The following is a 12,524-nucleotide window of genomic DNA, read 5'->3' as shown; positions in this document are numbered from 1 at the left end:
ACGACGACGTCCGCGGGCCGGGCGGTCGTGGTGCCGCTGGCAGACGATCCGAGTTTCATCAATCCTCCTGGACAGCTGGGTTACAGCGGCTTGCATTGGCCTGACTTCGGGCCGGTCACGGCATTGGTGAATCCGTTGTTCACTGGAGGTACGGCGTTGTCGCTGCACGACAACGGGCCTGTGATCGTGTTCCCGGCGATCACGTTCCACCACTGCGTCCCGCTCACTGTCACGGGGCCGGCGAACTCGTTCGGGGCACAGCCGAGCATCGGGTTGCCGAGCATCACCGACGTACTCCCAGAAACCGTCACCGGGCCGGAGATCCGGCTGTCGCAAACCACCACGGCGGCCGCGCCGTCAGCCTGCACCGGGCCCGCGATCACCGCGCCGTCCAACTGCAGCGACGCCCCGGCCCGTACCGACACCGGCCCCGACACGGTCGCTCCGTCCAGACAGGTCACGCCGTCGGTCACAGTCAACTGCCCGGCATGCCGGCCGCTGATCACCCGGTCACATTCAACGCCGACGTACGCTTCGACCACGTCGACGACCGCTGTCACCGATCCGAACTCAGTGGAGCCGTGGACCGTGAGCCGGCCGGCCGTGTCAGTGCCACCGTCCGGTACTGGGCCCCATACGACCGGGACCGGTCGGGTCGAACCATCCGCTGTGGTCAGCGCCCGCACGGAGTCCGGCAACACGACCTCGTCGCCGACCACTGCGGCCGAGTACACGGTGTCCTCGAGCACGTGCGATGCATGACTCTTGCTGAAGACGTCGATCGACGCGTTCGGCTCCCAGGTGCGCGTCATTCCAGGAACAGCGCGGAACATTGACTCCCATCTCGCCGGCTCCCACGCCAGCACGCCCAGGCCCTGGTTGTTCGGGATGTCGTTGGCGATCTGGAACACGCGTTGCAGGGCGTCGGCCTGCCCTTGGACGGTCCGCGGGTACGGCGAGTTGGGAAGTGGGGTTCCACCTCCACCGGAGGCCGGGTACGACGTCTCGGCGACCTCGATCTTGTACTTCGGATGCGCCGCCGCGACAGCGTTGATCACGGACTCGTAGTACTCCGGCGTCCCATGCCATTGCGGGTAGTACGAGTGGGCGATGACATCGGTGTCGACGCCCTTGGCGTTCAAGCGGGTGAGGTACTGGCGCCAGAACTCGAGCGTCTTGCCGGCCTGACCACTGGTGACGATGTGGGTCTCGACCTTGATGTCTTTGCCGTGGGCAGCCGACACATCGCGAACCGCGCGGATGCCCGCCGCGGACAGCGTGGTGAAGCGGTCCCACGCCTCGTCGTACAGACGTTGCTCGACCGGGTCCTCGGAGCGCCAGTAGTTCCACAGCAGGCCCCCGCCGGGTTTCGACTGATAGATCTCCGGTTGGTTCCGGAAGTAGGCCGGATTGGTCACACCGGCCAGAGCGGCCTCACTGCCGAACATGAAGCCGTTCGCAATCTCGTTGCCGACGGCCACCTTGTCTGGCGTCGTACCCTGCTCGATCAGCCGGTCGATGTAGTCGTAGGTGTAGTCGTACACCGCCTTCGTGAGATCGCCGAACTCGAGCTGGGCCCATGCCCGCGGCTTCGGTTGCTTGGACGGATCGGCCCACGAGTCCGCGTAGTGGAAGTCGATCCCGAGACCCATGTTCCGCGCCTTGACCCATTTGGCCACCTCGGCCGATCGCTCCGGACCCTGGTACGGCGTGGCGAGCAGACTGCCCGTGGTCTCGCTGCGGGGCTCGTTGAAGATGCGCAGCCGGGTGTATTCGAAGCCGCGGTCCTTCAGGACGTCGAGCAGGTGCGGACCCGCGCCTCGGTCCGCCGCCAGCGGATTCACCCAGTAGTTGCGTCCTTCGGCCACGTCGTTGTCGACCCAGGAGGCGTCTGAACCGAGCACCAGTTCGTCACGCAGGTAGTTGTAGACGCCGAGCTCACTGATCCCCAGGGTCGCGCCTGGCGACGCTCCGGTGATCTTCACTCGGACGTACCTCGTGCCTGGCTTGGTAAAGAGGTCCACCGATCCGCGGCCGGCCTGCTGGTTGGCCGAGTGGTCGGCGATGACGCTCCAACTCCTCCCGTCCGCAGACGCCTCGACGACGTACTGGTAGACCGCACCCGCGTCCGGGAAGACGACCCGAACCTTCCTGACGTTGTCGTAGGCACCGCCCAGATCAAGCGTCAGCCACTGACTGCGGGACGTGCCGTCGGCGATCCACGCGGTCTGGTCGTTCTGGTCGATCGCCAGCTCAGCGGTGGACGCCCCGCTACTGGCGTCGACGCTCGCCCATGATTTTGCGCTGAGGTTGCTCTCGATCGGTTTGATCTCCGCCTCGCCGAACAGTGCGGCGGCCGGGAGAACCGGACCGAGTACCGATGCACCGCAAGCCAGCGTGACTGCGGTAGTGATGCCGAGTGCCGTGCGGATGGGATGCTTGCGCGTCATGCTCGTTCCTCGTCTCCCCCGGGTGTTCGTTTCGGCGGTGTGGCTGTCTGCGGTGGTTCATCCTCCGAGCGCGAAGCTCGGGTGTGGGGGCTGGTTGTAGCCGGTGTTCTGCCAGGCGACGGCCACCCGGTACTGCCGGTCCTGCATCAACGACGGTCGGGTGATGCTCGTGCTGTCGGTGGTGGAGTAGATCCGCAGCGCGCGGTTGTCCGACGTACGCCAGATCACTTCTTCTCGCCAGTCACCGAGAAGGTCGGCCGACAACGCCGGCGTCGACTTGGTTCCGTTGTTGGACGAGACGCCCGAGCCGGTCAGCAGGCGGGTGTCCCCGCTGGTGCCGTACTTGTCGATGTGCGTGCCGTCGAGCAGCTCGCGCTGTGCGTCGCCGTCCCACCAGATCACGAAGTTGATGGAGCTCGGCTTGCGGGACGCGACCTGACTCCCGTTGGTGGCACTGCGCAGGCCGCCGACCGACGCCGACCACGCTTCGGCGCCTCGGTTGCCGGCCCAGATGTCCGCCGCGACTCCACGGCCGTTGTCGCACCCGCACGACGGGGCGCTCCAGATGATCTGGCCGGTGCGAGCGTCGCCCATCCAGTGCGTCGGTTCGTTCGTCCACTCCGACGGCTTGAACACCTCCAGCCCGGGGCGGGTCGGGATGAAGTCGCTGACGTGGTACGCGTCGCCGTGATGGGTGTTGTTCTGCCACAGCCCGCGGCCGTCGTCGTCGAGGGCCATCGATCCGTACATGATCTCGTCGCGACCGTCGGCGTCCACGTCGGCCACCGACAGGTTGTGGTTGCCCTTGCCGGTCCACTGGCTGCCGGCGATGTTCGAGTCGAACGTCCAGCGGCGAGTCAGCGCTCCGTTGCGGAAGTCCCACGCCGAGATCACGGACCGGGTGTAGTAGCCGCGGGCCATGACGATGCTGGGCCGCGAGCCGTCCACGTACGCCGTACCCGCAAGGAACCGGTCGACGCGATTGCCGTAGTTGTCACCCCAGGACGAGACGTCTCCGCGCGGTGGCACGAAGTTCGCGGTCGCCAGTACGCCGCCGTCGGTGCCACGGAAGACGGACAGGAACTCGGGCCCGGAGAGGATGTAGCCGGACGAGTTGCGGTGGTCGGCGCTCGCGTTGCCGATCACCTGGCCGGTGCCGGAGCGGGTGCCGTCCGCGGTCTTCACGGCCACCTCGGCGCGGCCGTCGCCGTCGTAGTCGAAGACCTGGAACTGCGTGTAGTGCGCGCCGGCCCGGATGTTGCGGCCGAGGTCGATGCGCCACAGACGGGTGCCGTTCAGCTTGTACGCGTCCAGGTAGACGTTGCCGGTGTAGCCCGCGTGCGCGTTGTCCTTGGCATTGGTGGGGTCCCACTTCAGCACGATCTCGTGCTGACCGTCACCGTCCAGGTCACCGACGCTCGCGTCGTTCGCGACATAGGTGTACCTCTCACCGGAGGGCGTGGTGCCGCCGGCCGGGATCTGCAACGGCACGTCCCGCGTGCTGGCGGTGATACCGGTGGGACCGGACACGCCGTTCAGCGTCAGCGATTCCTCCTCGGCGTACGTCGACAGTCGCTCGACACCGTCGACCACGGGCCGCACGGTGTACTTCGCACCGACGGGAGCGCCGATGTCGTCGTACGTGGTCGGCCCGCTGACCGGTGTGGCGTTCACCTTGGTGCCGTTGCGGTAGACGTTGAAAGCGACGCCGGGCGGGTCGTCGGCGAGCAGCCGCCAGCTGACCCGGTTGCCCTTTCCGGTGTGCACATGGATCACGCCGCGGTTCAGCTTGTCGATCTGGGGTCCAGCCGCCTGCGGCGCGGCAGGTGCGGACGGGATGTCGATCGCTCCCGCCGCGGTGCTCGGTAGTAGCCCGACCGTCACGACGCCGACGGCCGCGACGGCCAGTCGGCCTCTGATGGCGAACCTATGCTGAACTCTCCAATCGACGGTCGCGGCGACGATCGCCCGTCGGATGATCCGGCCGGGCAGGCCGCGGGCCCGCCGGCCGGGCGGATTCGATCCGGGGAACAGCTGCGCTGGTCGAGGCATGACGGAGTACCTCTTTTCCTTGTCGCGAAACGGGGCGGAGACAGGAGCTGAGATATAGAGCGCCTGTGAACGTTCACAGCTCTCAGGCGCGGGACGGCACCTCAGATAGAAACGCATGTTCTCGACAGTTTCAAGAGCTCGTGTCAGAAAATGTGTGAACGTGCACAGCTCCCCGATGAAGCACAGCCGCCGACGAGCCCGGCGAACTTTCGGCGAAGAGCTTTCGTCTGACCTCGCACGGTGACCCTTCTCAACCCGCTGCCCACCGGCCGTCCTGGTGGGCAGCGGGTTCACACGTTGAGCCCGACGATGAGCGCCTCGATGATGCGCTTCAGTTGAGGCGGTACGTCGACCACGGCGTGGGAAAGCTCTGGATCGGTCCGGTAGAGCTCGCGTAGCCGGGGTCCGGGCTCGGCCATCTGTCGCAGTGCGCCGGCCATGCTGGTCGCGACCGTGACGACGTCGCCGGCGACGGCCCGCTCGAGACCGAACAGCCGCCGCAGCTCGGCGACCACGTTGCCATGCACCTCGATGGCCAGGATCTTGAACTCGCGGACCGTCCCCGGAGACACGTTGCGCTCGAGGTTGAGCGGCGTGTGCACCAGCAGATCGCAGAACAGCGGTCTCGCCATCAGCGACTCGGCGAGCAGCGCTGCGACGTCCGCGGGCGTTGCCTTCGTCAGGCCTTGGAGACGCTCGCAGACCGCGGAGGACCATTCCCGCCACTCCTGACCGGTGATCGTGAGGAAGATCTGCTCCCGCGTCTCGAAGTACCGCAACATCGCGGACTTGTGCATCCCCACCGCGTCGGCAATGTCCGCCGCTACTACTCGGGGCCGGACGGCGAGATCATCCCGCGGGCCAAGCAGATGCTGGGCCGCGATTGGTACTGGCGAGAGTTCCGCGCCGCAGCCCTCGGGAACCCCAGCCCCCTCTGGCAGACCCTGGTCCGTACCGGCAACGAGAAGGTCGATTTCACACTCTGAGGTGATGTCCCGGGGGCAACTGGTCGGCCCGATCGACGTCTGCGCCATCGGCAAGGTCTGAGCAGTCGACGTCACGTGGCGGGTGGCTGCGCAGGTAGGAGCGGGCTCCTTGGTCGCCGACCGCGGCGTTCCGGACTCCGGGCCAGTGGTCATGCCCGAGCAGCACTGGATGACCGGGCGTGCCGGAGTACACGGCGCGGACCAACGCACCGGGCTCGGCCTCGGCGGCGATCCGGCGTACGGCGGCCGCGGTCAGGCCGGGCACGTCGACCGGAACGACGAGCGCCGCATCGGTCGCATCCAGCGCGTCCAACGCGTCCAGCCCGGCGCGCAGTGACGCGCCCATGCCGTGTTGCCAATCAGTTGCCACCACAAGCTCGACCGGCTCGCCGCTGAGCTCGGCCGCCACAAGCGCCGCGGATGCGCCGACCACGACGAGCACCGGTTCACACCCCGCGGCCGCGAGCAGACGGGAGGTCCGCACGACCCACGCCCTGCCGTCCTCGTCGCGGACCAGCGCCTTGGGTGCACCCATCCGTCGACCCGCACCCGCGGCCAGCACCAACCCGGCGATCCGCATGCTGGGAAGCGTAACTACCGTGCTCGGCCGCCCGCCCCGGGGTGACATGTACTCGCCTGGTGGACAGCGGCCGGATCCCCCTTTGGGCCGGTGGTAGTTTCCGCCACGTCAGGAAATGGCGTCCCCGCCCGGTCACCCGGGACAGTCATGAGGGCGAGCGGTAAGGCGGTGCGATGCAGGGTTACGAAGCGCTGGAGCACGACCTTGGACAGCACGCTCGGCGTACCTTCTGCAGCTGGACCGACACCGGCTGGCGCTCGGTACTGCTGCAGGTCCACGCGGACCGACCGGTCACCGAAGATTTCTTCATGCCGCCGATCAGAGACCAGCACCTGGTGCTCGTCACGGCCGGCGACGGGCGTATGGAGTCGCACAGCGAATCCCGCTGGCGGTCTGCCCACTACCGGCCGGGGCAGATCGGGCTGACCGCGCCGGGCCGGCCGACCCGGTTGCGCTGGCGGTCAACGGTCGGCCTGACGACGCTGCACCTCTACCTGCCCGGCAGCCTCATGCAGCGGGTCGGACTGGAGCTATGGGGTCGCGACGGTGTCGAGTCGCGGCAGCCGGACGCGCTGGCGGTCACCGACCCGGTCGTCGAACAGGTCCTGCTGGGACTGTCCACGGCGGCAGCCGAACACGTCGACGACCTGTACGCCGAGGCCGCCGCCGAATTCCTCGCGGTCCACCTGCACACCCGGTACGGCGGGATGCCGCCGGCCGCGGTACCGCGGTACGAGGACGCCAGGGTCCGCAAGGCGATCGAGCTGATGCGGGACAATCTGCAGGCACCGTTGACGCTGTCGGACATCGCCGGCGAGGTCTGGTTGAGCGTCTACCACTTCCTCCGGGTGTTCAAGGCGGCGACCGGGCAGACGCCGCGCCGCTACCTCACGTCGCTGCGGGTCGAGGCCGCCCGGCGGCACCTCGCCCAGAGCGACGCCTCGATCAGCGAGGTGGCGCACCTGTGCGGGTTCAGCAGCCCGGCCCACCTGTCGTCCGCGTTCGCCCGCGAGACCGGCACGTCCCCGTCGGAGTACCGGCGCATCCGCCGCCGCAATCAGCCGTGAGTGGGACATCGCCGCAGCCAGCCGTGAGCGGACGTCGTCGCAAACAGCAGTGAGCGGACAAGACGACCGAGGCCTCGGCGATGCGCGGAGCGTCTGACTGACCTGGCAGCAATCCGCCGGTCGCGGCAGCAATCTGACGGATGCGACCGCTGAACCGCGATTCCTACCGTGTCCGCATGGACAACGCCCTCTCCGCCGCGTCGGCACCCGCGTCCGCCGACCTGGCATTCAGCGTCAACGGACGTCCGATCCGGGTCACCGTGGATCCGCGCGAGTCGCTGCTCGACGTCTTGCGTGAGCGACTCGACCTCACCGGGGCCAAGAAGGGGTGCGACCACGGTCAGTGCGGCGCGTGCACCGTGCACCTCGACGGACGCCGGGTGGTCTCCTGCTTGACTCCCGCGGTCCAGGTGGACGGCCGTGCCGTGACCACCATCGAAGGCGTGGCGGGACCGGACGGCGAGCTGCATCCGTTGCAGCAGGCCTTCATCGACCACGACGCCCTGCAGTGCGGTTACTGCACTCCCGGCCAGGTGATGTCGGGCCTCGCCTGCATCGCCGAAGGGCACGCAAGCGACGAGGCGGAGATCCGCGAGTACATGAGCGGCAACCTCTGCCGGTGCGGAGCATACGTCGGCATCGTGGCCGCGGTCCGCGAGACGGCTCGACGGACGGGACGCTGACGATGCGACCTTTCACGTACACGGCCGCGCGCACCGTCGACCAGGCGGTCGAGGCTCTGGCCGACGGTGGTCCGGGCGCCAAGGTCCTGGCCGGCGGCACCACGCTCTACGACCTGATGAAGCTGCGGGTCGAGAACCCGCGGGCGGTGGTCGACATCAGCCGGATCGCCGAGCTGACCGAGATCGACGTCTCCGGTCCTGAGCTGCGCTTCGGCGCCGGCGCCCGGATGGCAGACGTGGCGGACCACCCCACGGTACGACGCGACTACCAGGCGCTGTCCGAGTCGTTGTGGCGGGCGGCCTCGCAGCAGTTGCGCAACATGGCGACCGTCGGCGGCAACCTGCTACAGCGCACCCGGTGCAGCTACTTCCGGGGCGGTCCCGCCTTCCCCTGCAACAAGCGCGAGCCAGGTAGTGGGTGCTCGGCGATCGACGGGATCGACCGCCACCACGCACTGTTCGGCGGCAGCGACGCCTGCATCGCGACGTACCCGGGTGACTGGGCGATCGCGCTGCTCGCCTTCGACGCCATGGTCGACGTGGTCGGTCCGGCCGCGCGGCGGACGATCCCCGTCGCCGATCTGCACCGCGAGCCGGGCAGTACGCCGCAACGCGAGCACAACCTGGCGCCCGACGAGGTGATCGTGCGCATCCGGGTGCCGAAGACCCGCGCCGGCCGGGGGTCGACGTACCTCAAGATCCGCGACCGCGAGTCCTACGCCTTCGCGCTCGCCTCGGCCGCCGTCGGCCTCACCGTCAGCCGGCGCGGCCGGATCGAGGAATGCCGGGTCGCCCTCGGCGGCGTGGCGACACGCCCCTGGCGCGTGCCGGCGGCCGAGCACACCTTGATCGGCGAACGACTGACCGAGGACACCGCGCGCCGGGCCGGCGAGGTCGCCTTCGCCGGCGCCCGGGCCGGCCACCACAACGGGTTCCGGATCGAGCTCGGCATCCGAACCGTCACCGAAGCATTGATGATCGCCGGAACGCGGGCCACTCGATGAGCCGCACGACCACAGGAGGCTGTTGACGACATGCCCACACGGCGTAATTTCCTCCGCGGCGCGGGTGCGGCCACTGCCCTGGCCGGAGTGGAGACGGTCGGATCCGCGGTGCCGGCCGCCGCCCTGGTCGGCGAGCAGACCGAGCGCCGGCCCTATGTCCGCCGCGTCGATGCCCGCGACAAAGTCACCGGCGCCGTTCGGTACGGGGCCGACCGGACACCGGCCCGGCTGGCTCATGCCGTGCCCGTCGTCGCCACCATCAACAAGGGCCGGGTGGTCGAGTTCGACACGGCCGCCGCGGAGGCGGTCCCCGGGGTGCAGTTGGTGCTGACCCGCATTCCCTCCGACGAGCTCCGTGCGGCCCCGTTCCTGCTGGCGGGTGGATTCGCCGTCCAGAGCCACCAGCCGATGACCTCCGACCGCATCGCGTACAGGGGACAGATGATCGCGCTCGTGGTGGCGGACACGCTGGTCGCTGCCACCGAGGCCGCCGCGCTGGTCAAGGCCCGATACGAGACCGAGCCCTTCGCGGTGGAGCTGGACGCCGACGGCGCGGAGACGTTGCTCCAGGCAACGGTCAACCCGCGCTTCCCCGACACGGTGATGGGTGACGCGGACGCCGCCTACGCGGCGAGCCCGGTCACGCTCGACGTCACGTACCACGGCCCGCCCCAGCACACGGTGCCGATCGAGCTGCTCGGAGGCACGGTCGAGTGGCAGGGCGAGAACCTCATCGTCTACGAGAGCACCCAGAACTCGAACAGCGTCCAGCACGGCGTCGCGTACGAGCTCGGCATCTCCGCGGACCGCGTCGAGGTCATCTCCCCGTCGGCCGGTGGCGCCTTCGGGCAGAAGAACTCGCTCCAGATGCACCTGGGTCCGCTCGCCGTCGCCGCCCGCCGGGTGGGTCGACCGGTCAAGCTGGTCATCCCCCGCACCCAGACGTTCCACGCGGGCAGCTTCCGGCCGGCGAGCCGGCAGCGCGTCAGGCTCGGTGCCGACCGCTCGGGCCGGATGCTCGCGGCGATCCACGAGATCGACGCGCAGACCTCACGGCACGACCTGTTCCCGATGCAGTACACCGAGCTCACCGGCCGGCTCTACGACATCCCCGACTTCCGCGGCCGGCACCAGCTGGTTCGGACCGACACCCAGACGCCCGGATACATGCGGGCACCGTTCGAGCACATCGCGGCGTTCGCCTTCGAGTCGACCGTCGACGAGCTCGCCTACCGGCTCGGACAGGACCCGGTGGCGCTGCGGCTCGCCAACGACGCGCCCACGACCGACCCGATCAGTGGCAACCCGTTCTCGTCGCGGCATCTCGCCGAGTGCCTGCGCCGGGGCGCGAGCCTCTTCGGTTGGGCGGACCGGCGGCCTGCCCCCGGATCGATGCGCGCCAAGGACGGCACCCGGATCGGCTGGGGCGTCGCGTCCGGCGCGTACAAAGCAGCCACCGCACCGGCAACCGCCGTACTGCGGGCCGAAAGTCTCGGACGCCGGCGGTGCCGGGTCACCATCACCGTCGATGGCCACGAGATGGGCCAAGGCATCCGGACCGCCATCACCACCCTGATGTCGAGCAACCTCGGCGTCCCGGTCCAGGACGTCGTCGTCATCGTGGGCGACACCCGGGGCGCGCCGCCGATGCACACCACCGCCGGGTCGTGGGGCACCGCCACCGCGCTGCCCGCGGTCGACGCCGCGCTGGCGAAGCTACGCGAACAGCTCGGTCTGCCCCCAAGCGGCCGGGTCGACCTGCCGGCCGCGATGGCCGGCCGGCCTCCGGTCGAGGTCCAGGCCCGGACCAAGGCTCATGGCCAGCCGGACGACATCTGGGACCGCGTCGCCACCGGGATCGCGGCCGGCGTCGGGCCGCAGTACCCGGAATTCACCTCGATGAGCTACATCGCCCACTTCGTCGAGGTGAGGATCGAGCTGCGGATCCGGCGCATCCGGGTGCCACGGGTGGTTAGCGTCGCCGACTGCGGCCGGGTCGCGAGCCCGGTGACAGCGGTCAGCCAGGTTCGCGGCGGAGTGGTCTGGGGCATCGGCGCGACACTGCGAGAAGGCAGCGAAGTCGACCCGCGCTTCGGCGGGTTCCTGAGCGCGTCCCTGGAGGACTACGCGATTCCGGTCAACGCCGACATCGGGGATATCGACGTCAGCCTCATCGACAAGCCCGACCTCCGGCTCAACTCCGTCGGTGTCAAGAGCCTCGGCGAGGTGTCGATGGTCGGCGTCGCACCGGCCATCGCCAACGCGGTCTACCATGCCACCGGCCGGCGGGTGCGCCACCTGCCGATCCGCATCGAGGACGTGATGTGACGACATGACTGCCACGGCCGCCGAGCTCGCCGCGATCAACCGGGAATGGCGGAGCAGTCGCGGGTCGGCCCTCGCCCTGGCCACGCTCATCGAGGTGGAAGGGTCGTCGTACCGGCGTCCCGGCGCGCGGCTGCTGATCGACGCCGGCAGCCGCACGGTCGGCAACCTCACCGGCGGCTGCCTCGACCAGGAGATCGTCGAGGCGGCTCGGGAGGTTCACCGCAGCGGTGTCGCGCAGGTCGTCGAGTACGACCTGCGCGGTGCCGAGGAGGCGGTCCTCGGTTGGGGGATGGGGTGCAACGGGTTGCTGCGCATCCTTGTCGAGCCCGCGACCGCGGACAACAGCTTGCTCCACCTGCTTGATCAGACGGTGCGGCTTCGCAGACCGGTCCGAATCGCCACGGTGGTGTCCGGACCCCAGACCGGACACCGTTGGTGGCAGGTGGACGGGGAGGAACCCGCCGGAACGCTACCTGGGTCCATGCCGTCGCACACTGAGCCGGACGGGCACGATGTCTTCACTGAAACGTTGCTGCCGGCCCCCCGCGTCGTCATCTGTGGCGCCGGGGACGACGTACCGCCCGTCGTCCGCGCGGCGACCGGCCTGGGCTGGGAGGTCGTCGTGGTCGATCACCGCCGCCTCCTGCTCGCTCCTGAGCGTTTCCCCGCCGGTACGACGCTGGTCCGCACACTCCCGGAGGTCGACGCCTTCAGCTACGTCCTGGTGATGACGCACAACTTCCTCCGCGACTGCGAATACCTCGCCGCCGCGCTCGCCACGCCCGCGAAGTACATCGGTGTGCTCGGGCCGAACCGCCGGCTCCGGCGGATACAGGAGTACTTGGCCTCCGACGGCTTCATCCCCAGCCTGGCCGACGAAGCCCGGCTGCGTGGTCCCGTGGGCCTCGACCTGGGCGGCCAAGGCCCCGACGAGATCGCCGTCGAGATCATTGCCGATCTCCTCGCGGCGACACGTCGTCCCATCCACCAGAGCGCCTCCGTGCATCCGCGTCGCCGCTCAGACCTTGAGGCGTCAACTCCTGGCGGGCTCGTGCGGTCGACCTGGCCGACAACACCGTAGTCCGCCTGGGATCGATCGGCGACCGCTCGCGCGCAGTGCGCCGTACCGGGCGGCGGCGGAATGCGGTCAGGTGGTGACGTTGCCGTACGGCGGGCGGAACTGCCGGTGCGAGGGAGATGCCTTCTGCGTGGGCCTTGGCGCGGATTGCGTCCTCGCTGCGTCCCAGTTTGATGCTCATCACGCCGGTCGGGGTGTTGCTGTCGGCAAGCTGTCGCAGTCTTGCGACGTCCTGGTCAGTCCAGTCTTCGCCGCCTTTTCGGCCTGTCACCGTCTGAGACACCGTGTCCTCCTTC

Annotated in this window: 10 protein-coding genes; 6 read left to right on the top strand and 4 right to left on the bottom strand. The window is 69.1% G+C overall.

Annotated elements, in window-relative coordinates; translation table 11 throughout:
* Positions 1 to 80 precede the first annotated feature (80 nt).
* The 3 genes from ACYVOK_RS14820 to ACYVOK_RS14810 form a co-directional block, all read right to left on the bottom strand.
* Positions 81 to 2,450 (bottom strand): glycosyl hydrolase 53 family protein, encoded by a 2,370-nt coding sequence (locus ACYVOK_RS14820; RefSeq protein WP_460662965.1) that lies wholly within the window; start codon positions 2,448 to 2,450, stop codon positions 81 to 83.
* Between the two features lie 57 nt (positions 2,451 to 2,507).
* The gene (locus ACYVOK_RS14815) at positions 2,508 to 4,502 is read right to left on the bottom strand and encodes a rhamnogalacturonan lyase (RefSeq protein WP_460662964.1); all 1,995 of its coding nucleotides are present in this window, start codon (positions 4,500 to 4,502) and stop codon (positions 2,508 to 2,510) included.
* A gap of 290 nt (positions 4,503 to 4,792) precedes the next feature.
* Positions 4,793 to 5,299: a hypothetical protein gene (locus ACYVOK_RS14810; protein WP_460663074.1), complete on the bottom strand. Its 507-nt coding sequence runs from the start codon at positions 5,297 to 5,299 to the stop codon at positions 4,793 to 4,795.
* Between ACYVOK_RS14810 and ACYVOK_RS14805 the strand changes: the two genes are divergently transcribed.
* Complete coding sequence (locus ACYVOK_RS14805) at positions 5,294 to 5,488, top strand: hypothetical protein (RefSeq protein WP_460662963.1); 195 nt, start codon at positions 5,294 to 5,296, stop codon at positions 5,486 to 5,488. The genes ACYVOK_RS14810 and ACYVOK_RS14805 overlap by 6 nt on opposite strands.
* Here ACYVOK_RS14805 and ACYVOK_RS14800 read toward each other — a convergent pair.
* Positions 5,478 to 6,068: a nucleotidyltransferase family protein gene (locus ACYVOK_RS14800; RefSeq protein ID WP_460662962.1), complete on the bottom strand. Its 591-nt coding sequence runs from the start codon at positions 6,066 to 6,068 to the stop codon at positions 5,478 to 5,480. The genes ACYVOK_RS14805 and ACYVOK_RS14800 overlap by 11 nt on opposite strands.
* 173 nt (positions 6,069 to 6,241) lie before the next feature.
* Between ACYVOK_RS14800 and ACYVOK_RS14795 the strand changes: the two genes are divergently transcribed.
* From ACYVOK_RS14795 to ACYVOK_RS14775, 5 genes are all read left to right on the top strand, one after another.
* Positions 6,242 to 7,135: a helix-turn-helix domain-containing protein gene (locus ACYVOK_RS14795; RefSeq protein ID WP_460662961.1), complete on the top strand. Its 894-nt coding sequence runs from the start codon at positions 6,242 to 6,244 to the stop codon at positions 7,133 to 7,135.
* A 176-nt stretch (positions 7,136 to 7,311) separates the two neighbouring features.
* The gene (locus ACYVOK_RS14790) at positions 7,312 to 7,818 is read left to right on the top strand and encodes a (2Fe-2S)-binding protein (RefSeq protein WP_460662960.1); all 507 of its coding nucleotides are present in this window, start codon (positions 7,312 to 7,314) and stop codon (positions 7,816 to 7,818) included.
* Between the two features lie 2 nt (positions 7,819 to 7,820).
* Positions 7,821 to 8,822, top strand: a complete 1,002-nt coding sequence (locus tag ACYVOK_RS14785; protein ID WP_460662959.1) for an FAD binding domain-containing protein — start codon at positions 7,821 to 7,823, stop codon at positions 8,820 to 8,822.
* 30 nt (positions 8,823 to 8,852) lie between these two features.
* Positions 8,853 to 11,150, top strand: a complete 2,298-nt coding sequence (locus ACYVOK_RS14780) for a xanthine dehydrogenase family protein molybdopterin-binding subunit (RefSeq protein ID WP_460662958.1) — start codon at positions 8,853 to 8,855, stop codon at positions 11,148 to 11,150.
* 4 nt (positions 11,151 to 11,154) lie between these two features.
* Complete coding sequence (locus ACYVOK_RS14775) at positions 11,155 to 12,231, top strand: XdhC family protein (protein WP_460662957.1); 1,077 nt, start codon at positions 11,155 to 11,157, stop codon at positions 12,229 to 12,231.
* The last annotated feature ends 293 nt before the right edge of the window (positions 12,232 to 12,524 follow it).

Source organism: Kribbella swartbergensis (assembly GCF_054784135.1).
This window is presented reverse-complemented; position numbering and strand designations above follow the sequence as displayed.